24 protein-coding genes and 1 pseudogene are annotated in these 22,067 nt (G+C 58.5%); 6 read left to right on the plus strand and 19 right to left on the minus strand.

What is annotated here, in order from left to right:
• Nucleotides 1-18 precede the first annotated feature (18 nt).
• Nucleotides 19-912 (minus strand): LysR substrate-binding domain-containing protein, encoded by an 894-nt coding sequence (locus tag KY494_RS14295; protein ID WP_219134936.1) that lies wholly within the window; start codon nt 910-912, stop codon nt 19-21.
• Between the two features lie 126 nt (nt 913-1,038).
• Here KY494_RS14295 and KY494_RS14300 point away from each other — a divergent pair, with 126 nt between their 5' ends.
• A complete protein-coding gene (locus tag KY494_RS14300; RefSeq protein WP_219891377.1) occupies nt 1,039-1,782 on the plus strand; it encodes a sulfite exporter TauE/SafE family protein in 744 nt (247 codons plus the stop codon).
• Complete coding sequence (locus KY494_RS14305; RefSeq protein ID WP_219134934.1) at nt 1,782-2,024, plus strand: GNAT family N-acetyltransferase; 243 nt, start codon at nt 1,782-1,784, stop codon at nt 2,022-2,024. Before KY494_RS14300 ends, KY494_RS14305 begins: the two co-directional genes overlap by 1 nt.
• Here the strand turns inward: KY494_RS14305 and pyrE are convergent.
• A complete protein-coding gene (pyrE, locus tag KY494_RS14310) occupies nt 2,021-2,683 on the minus strand; it encodes an orotate phosphoribosyltransferase (protein WP_116743141.1) in 663 nt (220 codons plus the stop codon). The two genes, KY494_RS14305 and pyrE, sit on opposite strands and share 4 nt — an antisense overlap.
• A 108-nt stretch (nt 2,684-2,791) precedes the next feature.
• Between pyrE and KY494_RS14315 the strand changes: the two genes are divergently transcribed.
• Nucleotides 2,792-3,568, plus strand: coding sequence for an exodeoxyribonuclease III (locus tag KY494_RS14315; RefSeq protein ID WP_141171662.1), 777 nt, complete (start codon nt 2,792-2,794; stop codon nt 3,566-3,568).
• A gap of 132 nt (nt 3,569-3,700) precedes the next feature.
• Here KY494_RS14315 and KY494_RS14320 read toward each other — a convergent pair whose 3' ends face one another.
• From KY494_RS14320 to KY494_RS14380, 13 genes are all read right to left on the minus strand, one after another.
• Entirely contained in the window at nt 3,701-4,603 is a 903-nt protein-coding gene (locus tag KY494_RS14320) for a pseudouridine synthase (protein WP_258194885.1), read from the minus strand.
• 1 nt (nt 4,604) lies between these two features.
• Nucleotides 4,605-5,507, minus strand: coding sequence for a M48 family metallopeptidase (locus KY494_RS14325; RefSeq protein ID WP_219891378.1), 903 nt, complete (start codon nt 5,505-5,507; stop codon nt 4,605-4,607).
• Complete coding sequence (locus KY494_RS14330; protein ID WP_219891379.1) at nt 5,488-6,747, minus strand: AmpG family muropeptide MFS transporter; 1,260 nt, start codon at nt 6,745-6,747, stop codon at nt 5,488-5,490. Before KY494_RS14330 ends, KY494_RS14325 begins: the two co-directional genes overlap by 20 nt.
• Nucleotides 6,747-7,358 carry a methionine biosynthesis protein MetW gene (metW, locus tag KY494_RS14335; RefSeq protein WP_219134930.1) on the minus strand — a complete coding sequence of 204 codons (612 nt, stop codon included), beginning with the start codon at nt 7,356-7,358 and terminating at the stop codon, nt 6,747-6,749. Before metW ends, KY494_RS14330 begins: the two co-directional genes overlap by 1 nt.
• On the minus strand, nt 7,355-8,521 hold the full coding sequence (locus KY494_RS14340; protein ID WP_258194934.1) for a homoserine O-acetyltransferase: 1,167 nt from the start codon (nt 8,519-8,521) through the stop codon (nt 7,355-7,357). Before KY494_RS14340 ends, metW begins: the two co-directional genes overlap by 4 nt.
• Nucleotides 8,522-8,686: 165 nt before the next feature.
• Nucleotides 8,687-10,429 (minus strand): phosphoenolpyruvate--protein phosphotransferase, encoded by a 1,743-nt coding sequence (ptsP, locus tag KY494_RS14345; RefSeq protein WP_099764301.1) that lies wholly within the window; start codon nt 10,427-10,429, stop codon nt 8,687-8,689.
• Nucleotides 10,430-10,473: 44 nt separating this feature from the next.
• The gene (locus tag KY494_RS14350; protein WP_034749416.1) at nt 10,474-10,743 is read right to left on the minus strand and encodes an HPr family phosphocarrier protein; all 270 of its coding nucleotides are present in this window, start codon (nt 10,741-10,743) and stop codon (nt 10,474-10,476) included.
• A gap of 92 nt (nt 10,744-10,835) precedes the next feature.
• Nucleotides 10,836-11,240 carry a PTS sugar transporter subunit IIA gene (locus KY494_RS14355; RefSeq protein ID WP_035824452.1) on the minus strand — a complete coding sequence of 135 codons (405 nt, stop codon included), beginning with the start codon at nt 11,238-11,240 and terminating at the stop codon, nt 10,836-10,838.
• A 2-nt stretch (nt 11,241-11,242) separates the two neighbouring features.
• Nucleotides 11,243-12,211, minus strand: coding sequence for a glutathione synthase (gshB, locus tag KY494_RS14360; protein WP_219891381.1), 969 nt, complete (start codon nt 12,209-12,211; stop codon nt 11,243-11,245).
• Nucleotides 12,212-12,307: 96 nt separating this feature from the next.
• Nucleotides 12,308-13,606, minus strand: coding sequence for a glutamate--cysteine ligase (gene gshA / locus KY494_RS14365; protein ID WP_219134926.1), 1,299 nt, complete (start codon nt 13,604-13,606; stop codon nt 12,308-12,310).
• Nucleotides 13,607-13,810: 204 nt separating this feature from the next.
• The gene (locus KY494_RS14370; RefSeq protein WP_308836440.1) at nt 13,811-15,346 is read right to left on the minus strand and encodes an ammonium transporter; all 1,536 of its coding nucleotides are present in this window, start codon (nt 15,344-15,346) and stop codon (nt 13,811-13,813) included.
• Nucleotides 15,347-15,357: 11 nt separating this feature from the next.
• A complete protein-coding gene (locus KY494_RS14375) occupies nt 15,358-15,696 on the minus strand; it encodes a P-II family nitrogen regulator (protein WP_010393464.1) in 339 nt (112 codons plus the stop codon).
• Nucleotides 15,697-15,707: 11 nt separating this feature from the next.
• A complete protein-coding gene (locus KY494_RS14380) occupies nt 15,708-16,475 on the minus strand; it encodes a TorF family putative porin (protein ID WP_219134925.1) in 768 nt (255 codons plus the stop codon).
• Between the two features lie 269 nt (nt 16,476-16,744).
• Here KY494_RS14380 and KY494_RS14385 point away from each other — a divergent pair, with 269 nt between their 5' ends.
• Entirely contained in the window at nt 16,745-16,993 is a 249-nt protein-coding gene (locus KY494_RS14385) for an accessory factor UbiK family protein (RefSeq protein ID WP_102122177.1), read from the plus strand.
• A gap of 111 nt (nt 16,994-17,104) precedes the next feature.
• Nucleotides 17,105-17,773: pseudogene (locus KY494_RS14390) on the plus strand (magnesium chelatase domain-containing protein); the annotation flags it as partial.
• 496 nt (nt 17,774-18,269) lie between these two features.
• Here the strand turns inward: KY494_RS14390 and KY494_RS14395 are convergent.
• Together KY494_RS14395 and KY494_RS14400 are read right to left on the minus strand one after the other, a co-directional pair.
• Nucleotides 18,270-18,791 carry a hypothetical protein gene (locus KY494_RS14395; RefSeq protein ID WP_219891382.1) on the minus strand — a complete coding sequence of 174 codons (522 nt, stop codon included), beginning with the start codon at nt 18,789-18,791 and terminating at the stop codon, nt 18,270-18,272.
• 268 nt (nt 18,792-19,059) lie between these two features.
• Nucleotides 19,060-19,614 (minus strand): recombinase family protein, encoded by a 555-nt coding sequence (locus KY494_RS14400; protein ID WP_219891383.1) that lies wholly within the window; start codon nt 19,612-19,614, stop codon nt 19,060-19,062.
• A 291-nt stretch (nt 19,615-19,905) separates the two neighbouring features.
• On the opposite strand from KY494_RS14400, the gene KY494_RS14405 reads away from it, so the two are divergent.
• Complete coding sequence (locus tag KY494_RS14405) at nt 19,906-20,823, plus strand: GIY-YIG nuclease family protein (protein ID WP_219891384.1); 918 nt, start codon at nt 19,906-19,908, stop codon at nt 20,821-20,823.
• Between the two features lie 161 nt (nt 20,824-20,984).
• Here KY494_RS14405 and KY494_RS30155 read toward each other — a convergent pair whose 3' ends face one another.
• Nucleotides 20,985-21,302, minus strand: coding sequence for a recombinase family protein (locus tag KY494_RS30155; protein ID WP_219891385.1), 318 nt, complete (start codon nt 21,300-21,302; stop codon nt 20,985-20,987).
• An 18-nt stretch (nt 21,303-21,320) separates the two neighbouring features.
• Nucleotides 21,321-21,611, minus strand: coding sequence for a hypothetical protein (locus tag KY494_RS14415; protein ID WP_219891386.1), 291 nt, complete (start codon nt 21,609-21,611; stop codon nt 21,321-21,323).
• Nucleotides 21,612-22,067 lie beyond the last annotated feature (456 nt).

The following is a 22,067-nucleotide window of genomic DNA, read 5'->3' on the forward strand; positions in this document are numbered from 1 at the left end:
TGCTCCTGTCATGCCCTGTCACGCCTTCAGATGATCGATCAACTGGCGCGCATACAGGGGTAATTCACTGAACTGGCGCACGCAAATCGTCAGATTGCGTACCGACCAGGGATCGGATAATTCCAGGCAGCGCAGCGCCATCGTCTGCTGGCAGCGGCTGGCCGCCGCCAGCGGCACCACGCTGATGCCCACGCCGCTGGCCACCATGCGGCAGACGGCATCGAAACTGCGCAGGCGCACGCGCACCTTTAACGGGCGGCCCAGGCGCGCCGCGTGCATGCCCAGGTACTGCTGCATCGCGCTGTCATCGGCCAGGCCGATGAAATCGTGATCCAGCACGCTGGCAAAGTCGACGACGCCATCGTGTCCGAGCGCGCGGTGATGCACGCCGTCGGCCGCCGCGATGACCACCAGCCGGTCGGGGCGGAACAAAAACGTCTGCAAGCCGCGCATGTCGACCGAGTCGGACACGATGCCCATGTCGGCCAGCCCTTCCGAGACGGCCTTGACGATATCGTAACTGAGGCGCTCTTCCAGGTCGATGGTCAGGTTCGGATGGCGGTCGAGAAAAGCACCGAGCGCCTCGGGCAAAAATTCGCTGAGCGCTGCCGTATTGCACAGCAGGCGCAACTGTCCTTTCAAACCGCGCGCAAATTCGCCAAGTTCGCCACGCATTTTCTCCATTTGCAGCAATACGAGGCGCGCGTGATGCAGCAAAGTCTGCCCCACGGGTGTCGGCTCCACGCCGCGCCGCCCGCGCAGCAGCAGGGGCATGCCCAGCATCTCTTCCATGCCGCGCACGCGCGCGCTGCTTGAGGCCAGCGCCAGGTGGCTGCGCGCGGCGCCCGCCGTCAGGCTGCCCGCCTCCACCACGTTGACGAACAGCTGCAAATCGACCAGATCAAAACGCATGGCAGCTCTCCTTTTCGCCATCTTATCAGCCTTCGTATTTTACTGAGGCTGACTCAAAATAATCCACCTTGGCGAAAGTCCCGGGCAAGCGCAGAATCCACGCAAAATCACTGTGGGATAAAAAAGATGGAGACGTCATTCATGCTGGCCGTCGGCGCCAGTTTCCTCGTCGCTGGCTTCGTCAAGGGCGTAGTCGGATTGGGCCTGCCGACGGTGGCCATGGGCACGCTCAGCCTTGTCATGCCGCCTGTGCAGGCGGCGGCGCTGCTGATCGTGCCGTCGATGGTGACGAATGTGTGGCAGCTGGCGGCCGGCCCCGGCCTGCGCGCCCTGCTGCGGCGCCTGTGGCCCATGCTGGCCGCCGTCATGGGCGGCACCCTCGCGGGCGGCGCGCTGCTGCCGAAGGACAGCGGTATTTGGGCCGTCGTCGCGCTGGGCGTGGCGCTGATGCTGTATGCGCTGGCGGGATTGTTCTCGCTGCAGCTGCGCGTGCCGGCGCGGCACGAAGCCTGGCTGGGCCCTCTGGCGGGCGCGGCGACGGGACTGGTGACGGCCGCCACGGGCGTGTTCGTGATTCCCGCCGTGCCGTATCTGCAGGGACTGGGCCTGGCGCGCGACGCCCTGATACAGGCGCTGGGCCTGGCGTTTACCGCATCGACCGTGGCGCTGGCGGCCAGCCTGGCCGTGCACGGCGACTTCAGCCTCGGTGCGGCCAGTGCTTCCGCGTATGCGCTGCTGCCCGCGCTGGCCGGCATGCTGGCCGGCCAATGGCTGCGCGGGCGCATCGCGCAGCAGGTGTTCAAGCGGTGTTTTTTTGTCGGGCTGTTCGCCCTGGGCCTGCATGCGGCGCTCAAACCATGGCTGGTGTGATGCACATCGATTGGCAAGGGGACAGTGCGCTGTGCGCATGGATCGACGGCCAGCAAGTGGCCATGCTCGATATCAGCAAACATGCGGATGACGTGACGGTAAACATGCTGTTCGTGAAACCGCCGTTCCGCCGGCGCGGCATCGGTGGCGCGCTGTTGCGGCGGCTGTTGCAATGCCACCCATCGGCCGGTGCTGCCTGCAGCGACCCGCGGCTGCGGGCGCTGCTGGAAAAACCGACTTAAATGCCGTAGCGCGTGCGGTAGGCGGAAACGGCTTCTTTATATTGGAGCAGTTCCGGATCGGCGCCAGCGCCATTCAGGTAACCGAACAAGTCGTCCAGGTTGCCGATCGAGATGACGGGAATGCCGTACTGTTTCGACACTTCCTGCACCGCCGAACTGGGCGACAGCTGGCCATCCGGGCCCGAACGCTCCATGCGGTCCAGGGCGATCAGCACGGCGCATGGCTCGGCGCCGGCGGCACGGATCATGTCCACCGATTCGCGTACCGAGGTGCCGGCCGAGATCACATCGTCAATGATGACGACCTTGCCATGCAGCTTGGCGCCGACGATGGTGCCGCCTTCGCCATGGTCCTTGGCTTCCTTGCGGTTGAAGGCGAACGAGGTGTTGCGGCCCTTGCCGGCCAGCGCCACGGCGGTGGCCGACGCCAGGGTGATGCCCTTGTAGGCGGGACCGAACAGCATGTCGAATTCCACGCCCGAATCGAGCAGGGTCTGCGCGTAGAACTGCGCCAGCTCGGCCAGGGTGGCGCCGTCATGGAACAGGCCCGCATTGAAGAAGTACGGCGACTGGCGTCCGGCCTTGGTGGTGAACTCGCCAAACCGCAAGACGCCCTTGGATACTGAAAACGCGATAAACTGCTGGCGTAAATTATTCACATTAGCCTCATTTTTTAAAAGTGCCTGTATTTTAATCCGCGCGCAGCGGCGAGACAATCGCCATGCCGCGCCCGCCGGCCCCGCCCAGCGTCCTTTTACTCTCGACCTATGCCAAAAATTATCTCCGCCAACCTGAACGGCATCCGTTCCGCCGCCAAAAAAGGCTTTTTCAACTGGATGGGCACGCAAACGGCCGATTTCATCTGCGTGCAGGAATTGAAGGCGCAGCTGCCCGACATGACGCCGGAATTCCTCAACCCGCACGGCTATCATGGCCATTTCCACTATGCCGAGAAAAAGGGTTATTCCGGCACGGGCGTGTACAGCAAGGTGGAGCCGGACGCCGTGCATATCGGCTTCGGCAGCCCCGAATTCGATGCCGAAGGCCGCTATGTGCGCTGTGATTTTGGCAACCTGTCCGTCATTTCCGTGTACTGCCCGTCCGGCTCATCCGGCCCGGAGCGCCAGGAAGCCAAGTTCCGCTTCATGGAACTGTTCCTGCCGCACCTGCTGGCATTGAAGGCGCTGGGGCGCGAAGTGGTCATCTGCGGCGACTGGAACATCGCCCACCACGAAATCGACCTGAAAAACTGGAAGGGCAACAAGAAGAATTCCGGCTTCCTGCCAGAGGAACGCGCATGGCTGACGCGCGTCTTCGACGAAGTGGGCTTTGTCGACGTGCACCGCGGCCTGGACAAGCGCGAAGACCAGTACACGTGGTGGAGCAACCGCGGACAAGCCTACGCGAAAAACGTGGGCTGGCGCATCGACTATCACGTCGCCACCCCCGGCATCGCGGCCCAGGCGCATACGGTCAGCGTCTACAAGGACGAGCGTTTTTCCGACCACGCGCCGTTGATCATCGATTACACGGTCAAGGGCTGATCTTTGACACGTCGGCGGTGGTGTCAGCTTACGCTGCGCCAAGCCGACCTACGCCTGATCTACCGTAGGTCGGGTTAGGACCGCAGGGCCGTAATCCGACAACATGGTTGACACGCCAATGGGGGTGTCGGGTTACGCCAGCATGCGCCGGCTCTCAAAATGGCGCGGCTCACCGCTCAAAGGGTCCGTGAAATCGATGGCGCGCGCCAGCAGCTGCAGCGGGTGCGACATGTCGTCTTCCTGGCATCGCTGGGCCAGCGGATAAAACGCATCGTTGACGATGGGGATGCCGAGTGAAGCCAGGTGCACGCGCAGCTGGTGCTTGCGCCCCGTGTGCGGGTGCAGCCGGTACAGGTTCACCCCGCCGCGCCGTTCGATCACGTCGATGACGGTTTCCGAGTTCGGCTCGCCCGCCTCCTCGCGCATGAGGAAGAACTGCTCGCCCTCGACCATGCGGCTGCGATAGGTGAATGGAAAATCGCGGCCATCCAGGTGCGGCGCCAGCGCCTCATACGTCTTGCGCACCTCGCGGCGCTGGAACAGCGTCTGGTAGGCGCCCCGGCTGTCTACCTGGCGCGAAAAAATCACCACGCCAGCCGTCTCGCGGTCGAGGCGGTGGATCGGCGTCAGCTCGGCGCAGTCCAGGTTTTTCTTCAGGCGCGTCAGCAGGGTCTCCTGCACAAAGCGCCCGGCCGGCGTCATGGGCAAAAAATGCGGCTTGTCGACCACCACCAGGTGTTCATCCTGGAACAGGATCTCTTCGTGGAACGGGATCGGCGTTTCCCGTTCCAGCTCGCGGTAGTAAAAAATGCGCATGCCGCGCTTGTACGCGCTGCCGGGACCCAGCACGGCGCCGTCGCCATTGAGCACTTCGCCGCGCGCCATGCGGTCCAGCCATTGCGCGGCGCCGATCTGCGGATAGCGCTCGATCAGAAAGGTGAGCATGTCCGGCCACTGCCCTTCCGGCAGCCACAGATAACTGGGCGCCACGCCGTCGCGCATGGGCAACGGTGCGGCGGCGTGACGCTTCGCCATCCTAGCGCTGCGCGATGGCGGTGCTGCGGTACGGCGGCAAGGCGTCCACGCTGACGCCCTTGCTGCGCGCGTACAAGGGCAGCACTTGCGCCATGTGGCTGTTCATCTGCGAGATACGGTCCTTGCCCGACGGATGGGTCGAGAGGAATTCCGGCGGCGCGCCCTTGCTCACGGCGGCCATTTTCTGCCACAGGATCACGCCGGCACGCGGATCGAAGCCGGCGCGCGCGGCCAGGTCCATGCCGATCAAATCTGCCTCGCGTTCGTCGTCGCGCGAGAACTTCAGCATCACGCCCTGCGCCGCCATATTCGTGGCGGTACTGGTGATGTTCGGATCGACGCCGAGCCAGGCTGACAGCCCGGCGCCGGCCAGCTTGGCGCCGACGGCGGCCAGGTTGCCCTTGCCAGCCTGCGCCTGCGAGTGTTCGCGCAGCGCATGCGAAATTTCATGCCCCATGACGACGGCCACTTCATCGTCGGTCAGGTTCAGCTTGGTGATGATGCCGCTGTAAAAAGCGATCTGCCCGCCCGGCATGCAAAAGGCATTGACCTCGTCCGAGTTGAGCAGGTTGACTTGCCAGTTCCAGCTGGCCGCCGCCTCGTTCCAGCGCGTGGCGAACGGGATGATGCGCTGGGCGATGGCGCGCAGGCGTTTCACTTGCGGATCGCTGTCGGGCACCAGCGCGTTTTTTTCCTTCGCTTCGTTGACCAGCTGCGCATATTGCTGCTTCGATTGCGCATTGAAATCGGCGCCGCCCGCAAAGATGCGCGAAGTCGACAAGGGGCGTACCTTGATGCCATCCTGGACCGTCGCCTGCTGGGCGTGGGCGGACAGCGGCGCCAGCGCGGTAGCCGCGCACAGGCTGGCCAGGATGGCGTAACGTTTAAGGGATATTGGTGCCATTGGCAGACCTCCATGGAGCAATTTTAGGCAGCATCATCATGGCCGGGAAGGCCAGGAAGAAGCACACGATGAAAAACGAGAACCAGCCCAGCTCGGCGACCAGAAAGCCCACCGAGGCATTGATCAGGGTGCGCGGCACGGCGCTCAGGCTGGAAAACAAGGCATATTGCGTGGCAGTGTAGCGCGGGTCCGTGGTGCGCGACAGGAACGCGACAAAGGCGGCCGCACCCAGGCCCAGGCTGGCGAACGCTTCAAAACCGATCACGGCGCTGAGCAGCATGGTATTCGGCCCCACCTGCGCCAGCCAGGCGAATCCCAGAATCGCGATCGCCTGCAGCGCGCCAAACACCCACAGACCCCGGTTGATGCCCAGCTTGAGCATCCACACGCCGCCCACCACGCCGCCGGCCAGGCTGGCCCAGAAACCCGTGGTGTTGGCGGCCAGGCCGATCTGCGTCATGCTGAAACCCAGGTCCAGATAAAACTTCGTCGCCAGCGCCGTGGCCATGCTGTCGCCGATTTTGTAGAGTAATACGAAGGCGAGGATCCACATTGCGTTACGCCAACCATCGCGCGCGATGAACTCCTGGAATGGCAGGATGATGGCTTCGCGCATGGTCTTCGGCGGCGAGCCGTACACGGTCGGTTCCTTGATCAGCAGGGTGCAGACGAGGCCCGGCAACATGAAGGCGGCCGTGATCCAGAAGACGGGCTGCCACGGCATGCGGTCGGCCAGGATCAGCGACAGCGCGCCCGGCACCATGCCCGCCACTTTATACGCGTTGACGATGACGGCGGCGCCCAGGCCCTGCTCGTTATCGGACAGGATTTCGCGCCGGTAGGCGTCGATGACGATATCCTGGCTGGCCGACAGAAAGGCCACGCCGCCCGCGGCGGCCGCGATCAGGCCGATCTGCGTGAGCGGATCGAGCATGCCCATGGCGCCGATGGCAGAGAACAGCGCCACTTGCGTCAGCGCCATCCAGCCGCGCCGGCGTCCCAGCCCCAGGATGCGGTAGCGGTCCATCAGGGGCGCCCACAGGAATTTCCAGATGTACGGGAACTGCACCAGGGCGAACAGCCCCAGCGCCTTCACGTTCAGTCCCGACTTGGCCAGCCATGCCTGCAGCAGGTACAGCAGGATGAACAGGGGCAGGCCGGAACTGAAGCCCAGCACCAGCACGGCCAGCATGCGGCCGCTGACGTAGGAACGCCAGCCAGGCGCCGGGCTTGTGGTCATCAATGCACCGCTTTTTTACGCAGGCGGAAGACGGCCAGGTCGCCGCGCAGGTTCGGCAGCACGGAGACCATCTTGCCTTCGGCCAGGGCCACGCAGTCGATCACTTCCAGGCCGCATTCCTCGGCCAGTTCGCGGAAGTCGTTGATGGTGGCGCAGCGCACGTTGGGCGTGTCGTACCACTGGTAGGGCAGCGACTTCGACACGGGCATGCGTCCTTTCAGCAGCGCCACGCGGTGCGGCCAGTAGGCGAAGTTGGGGAACGAGACGATGGCCTCGGCGCCCACGCGCACGATGTCGCGCAGCAGCGGCTCGACCTGCTTCATCATCTGCAAGGACGACAGGCACAGCACCGTATCGAAACTGTTGTCGCCAAAGATGGCCAGGCCCTTTTCCATATCTTGCTGGATCACGTTCACGCCGCGCAGGGTGCTGGCCAGCACCTTGTCGTCGGCGATCTCGATGCCATAGCCGCTGCATTCCTTGTCGCTTTGCAGATACTGCAGCATCACGCCTTCGCCGCAGCCCACGTCCAGCACATGCGCGTTGTTCGGCACCCAGTGGGCGATGAAGGCCAGGTCGGGGCGCAGTGCGCTCAATTCGTCAAAAGTCATGCGGTCTCCTTGGCGCCCTGGCGGACGGCGGTATGCGGTGCAGGAATGGGCAAGCCCGTCCCGATGTCGTGCCAGACCTGGCCATAATAGGCGCGCACCATGTTCATGTAGCGCGCATCTTCCAGCAGGAAAGCGTCGTGGCCATGCGGTGCGTCGATTTCGGCATAGGTGACCTGGCGGCGGTTGCACACCAGCGCTTCGACGATTTCGCGGCTGCGCTCGGGCGAGAAGCGCCAGTCGGTGGAAAACGAGGCGAGGAAGAACTTGGCTTTCGTGCCCGACAGGGCCTTGGCCAGGTCGCCGCCGTGCGCGCGCGCCGGGTCGAAATAGTCGAGCGCCTTGGTAATCAGTAAATACGTGTTGGCGTCGAAGTACTCGGAGAACTTGTCGCCCTGGTAGCGCAGATACGATTCGATCTCGAAATCGATGCCGAAGCCGAATTTGTAGTCGCCCGTCTGCGCCGCGTCGCGCAGCTTGCGGCCGAATTTTTCGGCCATGTCGTCATTCGACAGATACGTGATGTGGCCCACCATGCGCGCCACACGCAAGCCGTTCTTCGGCACCACGCCGTGCGCATAAAAGTCACCGCCACGGTAGTCAGGGTCGGACAGGATGGCCTGGCGCGCCACGTCGTTGAAGGCGATGTTCTGCGCCGACAGCTTGGCCGTCGAGGCGATCACCACGCAGTGACGCAGCCGCTCGGGAAACATGATGCTCCACGCCAGCGCCTGCATGCCACCCAAAGATCCCCCCATCACGGCGGCGAACTGGGCGATGCCCAGTTCATCGGCCAGGCGCGCCTGCGCGCTGACCCAGTCTTCCACCGTGACGACGGGGAAAGAGGCGCCATATGGCTTGCCGGTGGCGGGATTGGTGTGCATGGGGCCAGTCGAGCCGAAGCAGGAACCCAGGTTGTTGACGCCGATGACGAAGAATTTGTCGGTGTCGAGCGGCTTGCCCGGTCCCACCATATTGTCCCACCAGCCCGTGCTTTTCGGTTCGTCCGCATACACGCCGGCCACGTGGTGCGAGGCGTTCAGGGCGTGGCAGACCAGCACCGCGTTCGATTTGTCGGCGTTCAGGGTGCCGTAGGTTTCATACATCAACATATAGTCGCGCAGCGATGCGCCGCTTTGCAGCTGCAGGGGTTGCGCAAAATACATGGTTTGCGGCGAAACGATTCCAATGGATGACATGTGTGTCGGTTTATAAAGGGGGTGGCCCCACGGGCCATGGTCGATGCGGCACCGCGATGATAGGTGCTGCAACTGTAGCATCAGGACACCTCTTGCCGCGCGCGATGTGTCCTGATGCTGATAGGTGACAGTTTACATTAGCTGCAACTGTTGCACGGCTTCCGCGATCACATTTGGCTCCATGGAACGCATAATTTTGCGCATTTGCGGTGCGATCAGGCCCAGGTCGCTATTGAGGATCTCTTGCTTGACCGCCAACAGCTGCGCCGGATGCATGGAAAACTCGCGCAGTCCCATGCCCAACAGCAAGCGCGTGAGCTTCACGTCGCCCGCCATTTCGCCGCACACGGCCACGTCGATGCCCGCCTTGTGGCCAGCCGCGATCGTCATCGAGATCAGTTGCAGCACGGCCGGATGCAGCGGATTGTACAAATGCGCCACTTCGTAGTCGACGCGGTCGATGGCCAGCGTGTACTGGATCAGGTCATTCGTGCCGATCGACAGGAAATCCATGCGTTTGACGAACATGGGCAGGGCCAGCGCGGCGGCCGGAATCTCGATCATGGCGCCCACTTCGACGGCATCGTCGAACTTGACGCCCTCCTCGCGCAGACTGGCCTTGGCTTGCGCGATCATGGCCAGCGACTGGTCGATCTCGAACGCATGCGCGAGCATGGGGATCAGGATGCGCACCTTGCCGAAGGCCGAGGCGCGCAGGATCGCCCGCAGCTGCGTCAGGAACAGTTGCGGCTCGGCCAGGCAGTAACGGATGGCGCGCAGGCCCAGCGCGGGATTCAAGGCCGTATGGTCGGACTGGTCGAGCGGCTTGTCGGCGCCGATGTCGAGCGTGCGGATGGTCACCACGCGCCCTTTCATCGACTGCACCGTGTTGCGGTAAGCCTCGAACTGCTCATCCTCGGTGGGAATCTTGTGGGCGCGGCCCATGAACAGGAATTCGGAGCGGAACAGGCCCACGCCGCTGGCGCCGGATTCCAGCGCAAAAGGACAATCCTCGGGCAATTCGATATTCGCCAGCAGGGTGATGGGGGTGCCGCATTTGGTGACGGCCGGCGTCTTTTTCAGCTTGCCCAGCTTCTTGCGCGCGCGCTGCATGGCCACCTGGCGCTCGCGGTACTGCTCCAGCACCAGCGCGCTGGGGTTGGCGATGACCACGCCGGCGTCGCCGTCGATGATCAGCCAGTCGTCCTGCTCGATCAGCATCGACGCCTGCGACATGCCGACGGCGGCCGGGATATCGAGGCTGCGCGCGACGATGGCCGTGTGCGAGTTCTGCCCGCCCACGTCGGTAATGAAGCCGATGAAGGAGCGGTCGCGAAATTGCAGCATGTCGGCCGGAGAAATGTCGTGCGCGACGACGATCATCTGCGCCATCAATTCGTCTTCGGCCGCGGCCTTGGGCAGCAGCTGTTCCGTGCCCAGCAAGACCTTCAGCACGCGCTCTGCCACTTGCTGGATATCGGCCTTGCGCTCGCGCAAATACGGGTCTTCGATTTCGTCGAACTGCGCCGATAATTCATCGATTTGCGTCAGCAGCGCCCATTCGGCGTTGTAATGGCGCGAGCGGATGATGTCGAGCGGCGCTTCGGCGATCAATGGGTCCGACAGGATCAGCGCGTGCACGTCGATGAAAGCGCCCAGTTCCGTGGGGGCGTCTTTCGGCAGCTCGTTCCACAGGGTTTGCAGTTCCTTGTGGACGGCGGCGATGGCGTTTTGCAAGCGCTGGACTTCGGCTTCGATCTGTTCCTGGGCGACCAGGTAATGTTTGACGTCAAGGGCGGCCGGCGCCAGCAGATGCGCGCGGCCAATGGCGATGCCGCGGGAGACCGGGATGCCGTGGAGCGTGAAAGATGCCATGGGGTGACCTGTCGGAATGCGGCTGCGGCTACGTTCGGCGGGCATTACTCGCCTTCGCCAAACCTGTCATTAATCAGGGCGGTGAGGGCATCGACACATGCCTGCTCATCATCGCCCTCGGCTTCCAGGGTCACTTTCGCGCCCTTGCCGGCGGCCAGCATCATCACGCCCATGATGGACTTGGCGTTGATGCGGCGCGCGTTGCGGGTCAGCCAGACGTCGCTCTTGAACTTGGCGGCGAGCTGGGTAAATTTGGCGGAGGCGCGTGCGTGCAGTCCCAGCTTGTTGATGATTTCGAGTTCTCTTTGAATCATTTTTGTATGGTCTCTATCCCTGAATGCACTACGCTGATGACAATCTTGGCCTATAAAACCCGCCGCCTTCGGGGCGGCGGCCTTGCACTTCCCTATTCGCCCACGCGGATGCGGTTATCGACGCGCACGGCGCCGCTTTGCGCACCGGCCAGCGCCATCTCCACCACCACGTCGAGCGTGTCGCGGCGATACGTGATGGCGCGCAGCAGCATCGGCAGGCTGATGCCGGCGATGACTTCCACCCGGCCCGCATCGGCCAGCTTGTTGCAGCAGTTCGACGGCGTGCCGCCCTTCACGTCGGTAATCACCAGCACGCCGGAGCCGTCGTCGAGGCGGCAGATGGCGTCCGACGCCAGCTTTTGCACTTCCGCCAGGTCCTGGTCGGCGACGACGTCGATGGCTTCAAAACGTTCTGTTGGCCCGCGAAACACATGCGCGCAGGCGGCGATGAATGCCTGTCCCAGCGGTGCATGTGTCATGAGCAAAATCCCTACCATGGTCATTTCACCGTCTGACGCTGCTGCGCTTGCGCAACGCCATGCTCGACGGCGTCGACAAACATGGCAGCCACATCAAAGCCCGTCTGCTGCATGATTTCCTGGAAGCAGGTCGGGCTGGTGACATTGACTTCCGTCAGATAGTCGCCGATCACGTCCAATCCTACCAGCATCAGGCCACGCGCGGCCAGGATCGGGCCCAGTTTTTCAGCGATTTCCAGGTCGCGCGCCGTCAATGGCTGCGCCACGCCCGTCCCGCCGGCGGCCAGGTTGCCCCGTACTTCACCCGCCTGCGGGATGCGCGCCAGCGAAAACGGCACCGGCTTGCCGCCGATAACGAGGATGCGCTTGTCGCCCTTGACGATGTCGGCGATAAAACGCTGCGCCATGATGGTTTGCGCGCCGTTCTCGCTCAAGGTCTCGATGATGGCGCCCAGGTTCAGGCCATCGGCCTTGACGCGGAAGATGCCCGTGCCGCCCATGCCGTCGAGCGGCTTGAAGATGACGTCCTGGTGCTTGGCGTGGAAGGCGCGCAGGCGCGCTTCATCCGACGTTACCAGGGTCGGCGAAGTGAATTCGGAAAACTGGGCAATGGCCAGCTTTTCATTGTTGTCGCGGATGGCGGACGGCTTGTTGAAGACGCAGGCGCCCTGTTTTTCCGCCAGTTCCAGCAAATACGTGCCGTACACGTATTCCATGTCGAACGGCGGATCCTTGCGCTCGATGATGGCGTCCAGGGCCGACAGGCGCACTTCCTCGGTGGAGACGACCTTGTACCAGTCGTGTTCGTCGCCGGTCAGCTCGATGTGTTTTACCAATGCCGTGACGATGCCTTCTTCCAGCGCCATGTCCTTCTGCTCGAACGCGTACACGGCGTGGCCGCGCCTGGCCGCCTCGCGCATCATGGCGAAGGTGGAATCTTTGTAAGTCTTGAAGCCTGCCAGCGGGTCGGCAAGGAATGCAATTTTCATGGTGCGTCCAATCGGGGAGCCTGATAAGGAATGCTTGATTCTAGCCGAGATCGCCAGGCGCGGTAGTCGCCGCGCCCGGCCAGCCGCAGGGAGGGATCAATACACCTCGGGATTCGGGTCCGTGCGCTCCATTTCCAGCGACGCGGCCAACAAGGCCAGACGCGCCACCACGCCGTACACATAGAAGCGGTTCGGCGCGGCCGTGCCCGGCTTGGCCTTCAAGTCCGGCACGGCATGCTGCTGGGCAAACGCCAGCGGCACGTACTGCGAACCGGGCGCGTTCAGGTTCTGATCCACGCCCTTCTCCGCATGCACGCGGTAAAAACCGCCCACCACGTAGCGGTCGATCATGTAGACGACGGGTTCGGCCACGGCATCCTTGATGCTTTCGAAGGTCGGCACGCCTTCCTGGATGATCACGTCGGTTACCAGCTGGCCATCCTTGACGATCGACATTTTTTCGCGCTGCTTGCGCGACAGGTCACGCACTTCGCTGGCGTCGCGCACCGTCATGATGCCCGTGCCATACGTGCCCGCATCGGGCTTGACGATGACGAACGGCTTTTCCTTGATGCCGTATTCCTTGTATTTCTTGCGGATCTTGGCCAGCAACACGTCGACGCTGGCGGCCAGCGCATCTTCGCCCTCGCCTTCCTGGAAGTTGACGTCGCTGCACTTGGCGTGGAAGGGATTGAGCATCCACGGGTCGACATCGATCATCTTGCCGAATTTTTTCACCACTTCATCGTAGGCCGTGTAGTGGTTGCTCTTGCGGCGCAAGGCCCAACCCGCGTGCAAAGGCGGCAGCAGGCTTTGTTCATGAATATTTTGCAAGATATCGGGGATGCCATCCGACAAGTCGTTATTCAGCAAGATCGTGCACGGATCGAAATCCTTCAAGCCCAGGCGACGGCCATTGTTCAGGCGCACGAGCGGCTCGATGACGAGCATGTTGCCATCTGGTAACGCCAATGGCGTCGGCTGGGTGATCTCGGGCGACCACGAGCCCAGGCGCACGTGCAGGCCCGTCTGGCGGAAGATCTGCATCAATCGCGCCACGTTCTGCAGGTATTGCGGCGTGGTGTTGTGCAATTCCGGCACCATCAGCAGGTTGCGGGCATCCGGACAATACTTGTCGATGGCGGCCATGGCCGCCTGCACGGACAGGGGCAGCATTTCCGTGGCCAGGTTATGAAAACCGCCAGGGAACAGATTGGTATCGACGGGCGCCAGCTTGTAGCCCGCGTTACGCAAGTCTACCGAGCAATAGAAGGGCGGCGTATGCTCTTGCCACTCCATGCGGAACCAGCGCTCAATGGCCGGCGTCGCGGCCAGAATCTTTTTTTCGAGGTCGAGCAGCGGTCCGGTCAGGGCCGTGACGAGATGGGGAACCATAGTTACATCCTTAAATTATGTGCAGTATTCAAAAAAGCACACAGAACTGCCGACTATATTACCGTGTAAGTACCCCAAATCGGGGCAAAAGCCTTGTTTTAAAGACCTTTTCCATTCCCACAACGAAAAAAAGGCACCTCAATGAGGCGCCTTTTCCAGCCGGACATGCCGCGCCGGGGCGCTGGCATGCCAGATAATTATCATTTAGCCATGGTAAGCTTGCTCGCCGTGGCTGGTGATATCGAGGCCTTCGCGCTCTTCCTCTTCCGGTACGCGCAGGCCGATGACGATGTCGACCAGTTTATAGGCGATGACGGAGACCACGGCCGACCAGATGATGGTGGTGCCGACCGCTTGCGCCTGCACCCACACCTGATGGCCGATCGAGTACGGATCCGCCGACATCTTGTTGGTGACATAGTCGAAGATGCCCTGGCCGCCCAGTTGTGGTGCAGCAAACACACCCGTCAGCAAGGCACCCAGGATACCGCCCACGCCGTGCACGCCGAACACGTCGAGCGAATCATCGGCGCCGATCAGGCGTTTCAGGCCATTCACGCCCCACAGGCAGATGATACCGGCCAGCAAGCCCATGACCAGGCCGCCCATCGGGCCGACAAAGCCGGCCGCCGGGGTGATCGCCACCAGGCCGGCCACGGCGCCCGATGCGCCACCGAGCATCGATGGCTTGCCTTTGCTGATCCACTCGCCAAACACCCACGACAGGGTGGCGGCGGCAGTGGCCAGCAAGGTGTTGACGAAGGCCAGGGCCGCCACGTCGCCCGCTTCCAGCGAGGAACCGGCATTGAAACCGAACCAGCCCACCCACAGCAAGGATGCGCCTATCATGGTCATCGTCAGCGAGTGCGGTGCCATCGATTCGCGGCCGTAGCCGACGCGCTTGCCGATCATGATGGCACCTACCAGGCCGGCAACGGCGGCGTTGATGTGCACCACGGTGCCGCCGGCGAAGTCCAGCGCGCCTTTTTGCCAGATCCAGCCCGCCTTCAGGGCTTCGCTGGCCGAGGTGGCGGCATTGGTGATCAGGTCAGGACCGGTCCAGAACCACACCATGTGGGCCGCTGGCAGGTAGGCGAACGTGAACCACAGCACGACGAAGGCCAGCACGGCGGAAAACTTGGCGCGCTCGGCAAAGGCGCCGACGATCAGTGCGCAGGTGATGGCGGCAAACGTGCCCTGGAATGCCACGAAGACGAACTCGGGAATGACGACGCCCTTGCTGAAGGTGGCGGCGGCGGCAAACGTGCCCTTGGCCGGATCCCAGATACCGTTCAGGAACAGGCGGTCGAAGCCACCGAAGAAGGCGGTTTTTTCCGTGAAGGCGATCGAGTAGCCGTAGATGCACCACAGCACGATCACCAGCGCGAACACCATGAACACTTGCATCAGCACCGACAGCATGTTCTTCGAGCGCACCAGGCCGCCGTAGAACAGGGCCAGGCCGGGGATGGTCATCAAGATCACCAACAAGGTGCTGATCATCATGAAGCTGGTATCGCCCTTGTTGGCGACGGGCGCGGCGGCTGGCGCGGCAGCGGCCGGGGCCGGAGCGGTGGCAGCGGGCGCGGCGTCAGGCACCGGCGTCACGGCGGGGGCGGCGACGGCCGTGGTCGTGGCCGCCTCCGTCTTGGCGGGCGCATCGGCAAAGCTCGGCGTGGCGACGCCAAACGCACACAGGCAGGCTATCCCGGCGAGCAATTTTGTTATATTTTTATGCATCAATATTCCCCTTAGAGCGCTTCGTTGCCGGTTTCACCGGTACGGATGCGGATGACCTGTTCCAGGTTGTAGACGAAAATCTTGCCATCGCCGATTTTACCGGTACGCGCGGCACCTTCGATCGCTTCGATGGCCTGGTCGACAATGGCGTCGTCGACGGCCGCTTCAATCTTGGTTTTTGGCAAAAAATCGACGACATACTCAGCCCCACGGTAGAGTTCCGTGTGACCTTTCTGGCGGCCGAAGCCTTTGACTTCGGTGACGGTAATGCCTTGCACATTAATAGCCGACAAGGCTTCGCGTACTTCGTCCAGTTTGAACGGTTTAATGATTGCGGTAATCATTTTCATGGCAGTCTCGCTTAAAAGGTTTTGGACACGGTCAGCACGAGACCGGATTTCGCCAGGTTCTTGCCATTCGGTGCCAGCGACGTGATGTTGGCCTTGACGGCGGCCAGAGCCACGGTCACCACGCCGAAATCCTTGGTCACGCCGATCTTGTAATCGTTGTAGCTGAGGGAATCGTTATGTGCGACCTTCTGGCGGCCCACATGCAGGTTCAGCAGATAACCTTCGTACATATCGATATTCGCGCCCACATCGAGGTAGCCGCTGTTCTTGCTGTCGGCGACACCAAACAGATTGGTCGTCGAGTGCGAGTACTTGATGTAGGCCGGACCATAGCCAAGCTGACCATACAGCTCGAAGGTGTTGGCATTCGTGCTCAGCCCATTCGATGGGTAGAAGTAATACAGGCCGCCCACGTCATAGGTGAAATCCTTGCTGATCTCGCCACGCTTGCCGGCATAGATATCCCATTCCAGGCTGGTATCGCCGCCGCCATCCTTGATCCATTTGATGCTCGACAGCCAGGTGCCGACATACAGGCCCGTCGGATTGTGGGTATAGTCGGCACCGCCGCTGACGGCCGGGTTCAGGCGGCTTTGCGACACACCGCGGTAACGGTAATCGCTGGTCAGCGCCACGTTGTAGCTCACCACGTTATCAGGTACGGCTTCGGCCGCAGCAGGTGCTGCCACTGCATCCTGGGCCATGGCGCTACCGCACAAGGCGGTCATGGCCAGCGTCAACGCTGCTGCTAAAGTCATGTTCTTGGACAGATTCTTCATGGCGATTCCCTTTTATTGAACTTTTAAAGCGGTTGAGGTTTAAAATCTTGGCTGGAGATCACAAAGCGTTCATCACTTCTTTAGCAGAATACGTGCCAGCTCTCAGCCGCCTTGACAGGTGCATTTCCGTCCATACATACCCTGCAAGCCCTTGGGCATGCGGGAATGGGCTGCTGAAGCGTTGTGGATTTGCCTATTTTCGCACCAGATTAACACCGCTGTGCACCGCAATGGTGCGATGCACATGCCGCACCATAAAAGGACTGACCATGGACATGAATACCTTCTTTAACGACTTGCAAGGCAAGATTCACCAGGCCATCGAGAACTCGCCGGCCAAGGATATCGAGAAAAACGTGAAATCGATGATGACCCAGGGCTTCGCCCGCCTCGATCTCGTCACGCGCGAGGAATTCGATATCCAGGCGCAAGTGCTGGCCAAGACCCGCGCCAAGCTCGATGCACTGGAATTGCGCCTGATCGAACTGGAAACGCGCCTGAACGAAGCAAAGGCATAAAGTACCGCCAGCAAGGTCGCGATTTACACGGCCTTGCTGGCATATCTCAAGCCTGACAGCGCTTCAAGCGCTAGACTGATCCTGACCGCGCTCGCGCCACAGGGGAGTCTGATGAGTCTGGCCGTCCTGAAAAGCCGCGCCCTGGCCGGCATGGAGGCACCCGAGGTAAGTGTCGAAGTCCACCTTGCCAATGGCTTGCCCTCGTTTACGATAGTCGGCCTGCCGGATACGGAAGTGAAGGAATCGCGCGACCGCGTGCGCGCCGCGCTGCAAAACTGCGGCTTCGAGATGCCGGCGCGGCGCATCACGGCCAATCTGGCGCCTGCGGACTTGCCCAAGGAATCGGGCCGCTTCGACTTGCCCATTGCGCTGGGCATCCTGGCCGCCTCCGGCCAGTTGCCGGGCAACCAACTACACCACTACGAGTTCGCGGGCGAACTGTCGCTGTCGGGCCAGCTACGCCCCATCCGCGGTGCGCTGGCCATGACGTTTGCCATGCAGCGCAGCCAATCGGGCACACCGCGCGCCTTCATCCTGCCGCAAGCGAACGCGGACGAGGCGGCTCTCGTCAGCGATGCCTGCATCTATCCCGCCCACAGCCTGCTCGAGGTCTGCGCGCATTTTGCCGCGCCCGCCAGCCAGACGGCCCTGCAACGCCATCAGCCCGTGCTGGCAGCGCAGGTTTTTGCGTATCCCGACTTTGCCGATGTGCAGGGGCAGCAGCAGGCGCGACGCGCACTGGAAGTGGCGGCCGCGGGCGGCCACAACGTCCTGCTCTTGTGTGCGAATACACCAATAATATTTCTTGAGTCTCAGTGAGTGCCTAATAGGCAATGATGCTACTATGATAGTCAAGATCGATGCCAAGCTGATCGATTTCGACTGTGGCACTAGAATATATGAAGCCGCCCCTTTCTCAGTTCGACTTACTATTAAGGAGTGAATCAAAAATCATTTGCATTTTCTTTATTTTTGCTTTTGGTGTATTTCTTCATTTTCCATTCAAGGTTCCGCATGTCGATAGTTGATCGCTTCACTGCTTATGATGAAAATTCAAATGCATACGTGGTAGTTCAAAATAAAGTCCCAAGCAGCCAGTACTCGGGCGTAGTCTCTGTATATGATTACAGCTTATTTGATACTGGGGAGGTTCTAATTCGCATCAGTGATAAGCCCAGAGTTTTTTTAATACAGTCAAAAGATATAATGATTATTGATGTTAAAGATATCCCTCAATAACCATTAAATTTAATTTTCTATAGTTCAGTTTATTTTTCTACTGCACAGGTATGGCTGATTTCACACCACAGTAAGCCATTGCCAACTTTATATTTGCGCCTTCCATTCCGACACTAACTTCTTCTTGCCCAGCTATCCACGTAAGAAATTGATTCTGAGAATTCCCGCTAATTGGGTTTTCAAACTTTTGAACATAGAAGGGTTTCGCACCGATATAACCACCATAGGAATTTTTTGCATTAACCATACCGCAAAGAAATTCCGACTTAGACGATGAATCCTTAACATACAACAATTCAGTTAATTGTGCAGAAACAGGATCTTTTAAATCAGAGGTTAGTTTATATTTTGCCTCCTTCACAAATTTCTGTATTGCATCATTTCTTTCTTTCTCCCCCTTATTTATATCATTTTTTTCATTGCGGGAATCTATACACGATGCACGAACTATTTTGTCTTTAATTTTTTCACAAGTGAAGCCATCTTTGGACGCGGCGCTTGCAACGCCAGTTGCAGACAACATTGCAGTGATTAGAAAAAGCATTATTTTGTTATTCATTTTTTCTTTCTTCGTAAGCTACCATGATTAAGGAATGTCACTCCTAATGAAAAATTGACAAGATGGAACATTGCATTGAATATGGAAAAAAATCAAGATATTTTTAATGCAGCATACGGCGTAGCGCGGCTAACTGCATATTCAGAAGCCAGTTTTCCTTTTTTCTCTATCGTTGCCCGCTAATCTTAGATAATTTCAAAACACTTATGGCACCATCAATTGAGAGCAACAACGTGTTCATTGGATTGTATTTGTCCACTTTCCGTTGTCATTTTGCATCTTTCAATATGCGATACAGGGAGGCTACACCAATGTTCAAACTCTTTGCTACCTGAGCTTTTGTTCTTGTGCCGTCTGCAAGCAAAGCCATTACCTCACCGGCTTTGGCTCTAGCTGTTGGGGCTGCGCCTTTGTACGTCCGTTCGGCTAACGGCTTGCCCTTGTCGGCTAACTTGGCCGCTGCGATGCCGACACGCTGGCGCTCAAGCATCATGTCTTTTTCAAATTGTGCAACCGATGAAAAGATATTCAGCATTAGCGCGCCTGTGGGCGTCGTGGTATCAATGTTCATATCAAGGATCTTGATTGACGCTCCAATTTCGGCTAGAGCCTTTGTGATCCCCACCATGTCGGCTATGGATCTTGCTGCCCTGTCGATTTTGGTGATCGTGACAACATCGCCCGACTTCAAGCCCTTCATCATTGAGGCCCATTCTTTTCTGGCTGTCATGTCTGTGGCGCTGACCTGTTCGGAAAAGATCTTGTCGCAACCGCTGTCTATCAACTTTGCTATCTGATCCTGAAAGCCGGCCTGTTGTTCCAAGCTGCTCGTTCTTGCGTAGCCTACATTCATTTTCGCCCCCCTTTGTTTATCAATGACTTCTTAGATGCTATGATAATATCTCAATGGGGTTGGTATGGCAAGCTGTTTGATAGGAATTATTGGATTATTTCAACCTGTCGTTGGAGCAAGCCCTTTGATACGGTATTTTTACAAACACATTTTAGCCAACTGCGTATCTTGATGCCTTTAATTTCCTTTCAACATGCAACACTAACAACTAATATGCGGTAGTATTGAAGTCATTCGATAACGCACACTAAGGGAAAGAATATGCTGCAAACGGCAAAGCAAGGCTTCGTTTACGTTTTGATGAATCAGTCACTACCGGGTTGCGTGAAGATTGGACGAACTACTAGAGACTGCGCGGCACGAGCAGCGGAATTGTCATCAGCTACTGGCGTGCCAACCCCATTTTTGGTCGCATTCGAGGCATACTTTGAAAATTGCCATGAGGCAGAAACTTATATTCACACCTTGCTTGAGTCAGAAGGTGTAAGGCTTGCATCAAATCGTGAATTTTTTTCAATTACCGCATCGCAGGCCATTAAGGCAGTGATTCAGGCACAAGGCAGATTGGGAGTGGCTTCCACAGACACATCTACGGACTGCACTCCAAGCGCGCAAAGTAACGATGCTCTTGATATAAGTTCAGCGTCGGCTAGCCAGCCGTGGGAAAAATTACTTGAAGAAGGTCACGACTATTTGTATGGGAACGACGAAAAGTTGGAAGATGAAGAAAAAGCCATAGCACTATTCAAAACCGCAGCCAAACTTGGCTCCGGGCAAGCATATGTGCGCTTGGGCGAATGCTATCAAGGCACTGTGGGATTGGATTGGATCAAGCGTGGAGCAGATGGAGGGCACCCAGAGTGCTGGCTTTTCCTAGCTGCCATATTTAACGGCGAAGACTTTCGATTTAATGATATCCCTATCAATTTTGACAATTCCAGAAAAGCATATTGCAAATTTTTCGACATTGTTGATGTTGCAAAATCCGAAGATAGACAATTGTTTTTTTCTCTTGAGAAATATCTGAAGCTAATTGACGGGAAGCAGAATCAATTTGATGTCAATGCAATGCAGAAATTTCTACCAAAATTTCTTAGTCTTATTAATGAAACGACAAATGTTGATGAGAAATTAGAGAAAAATAATCAGTTAACCGCGCTTTGCAAGAAATACTTGTAATAACTGACGTTAGCACCTTATTGCTCTTTTTGCCATTATTCTTACTTGGTGCAGTCAATATTGCATTTTGTTTGTACTGTATTACACTGAAAGATGGCTAGAGGACTTCCGCATCTGCTGGCTGTCAGCGTACCCGGTCTTGGATATTGCTGTTGCAGGTGCTACCGAGTTCGTGCAAGCAATAGATCGAGGTCTGCTCGTGTGGCCTCGCCTGATTTCATGGCCTGAGCAAATCCCCATGCAAGGGAACTGTCATGGTCGAACCGACACATTTTAAGGGCTTGAATCTGCACAGAGTTTGCAGTCCATTTCTTGCCCATCAATGTATAGATACCTACCTTGTTAAGCTGGCTGGCTAAGTGCGAGCTACTGTAGCCCTTCCGAAAGCCTAACAGGATGTACTTCACAATTTCTTTAACTTTTGCTACGGCCTTCGGTGCCTTGCAATTGGCAATATACGTGCTGAGTGCGTCTGACATTTTGATACCTTTCTGTGGTTAAAAATCTGCATGAATCGGTTCTCCTTGGGTTGATATATGTACTAATTTGATAATTTTTGTCTTATTGTCTATATTTTTTTCTGCTTGGTAAGCAACGTATTCAGCGAATCCAAACTGATCGAGTAAGGCAGCTACTGAGGCATCATTGAACAAGTAGCCTGTGCCTGTCCTGATAGAGCCATTAAGCAAGCTCGCCATCTCTCCCAAGTCCATGCGTTCATCTACTCCTTGTATGACATATCCCTCTATCAATCTGTCTCTCGCACTCTCTACCCTGCTGGCCTTCATTGTCTTTTCACCTTACATATTTGTTGCTTATTAGGAATTCTGGACGTAACTCTGGCGTGACCCCTTGGCATAGACTGATGAATCTATGTTTTCAATAAGAGGTTTTCTTATTGTCACGCGCTTGGCGTCATTACTTTTTTCACGGTGAGTTAGTTTTCTGGCGGCGCTACAACACCCTTTGGAGGTGTCTATTGCAGGCATTCGGGAATGCGGCGTCTGAGTAGTCGTTGTGATTGGTGTAATGAAACATGGGTATTGTTACTTGATTGCGCCCATGCCTGACCTGCCGCCCCGGAACCGCGCATGTGGGGCCAACTGCGAATACCCGAGCGCTTGTTGTTCTCTCTCCTGGCAGTTGGCATCGTCCAGGACTTCGACCTTCGCCCGCTTGAGCTACTGCCGCCTATCTGTCGATGCTGAAATTATTTTGTAATACATGAAAAGTGCGTTATAATA

It is taken from the genome of Janthinobacterium sp. PAMC25594 (assembly GCF_019443505.1).
Taxonomy (GTDB): domain Bacteria; phylum Pseudomonadota; class Gammaproteobacteria; order Burkholderiales; family Burkholderiaceae_D; genus Janthinobacterium.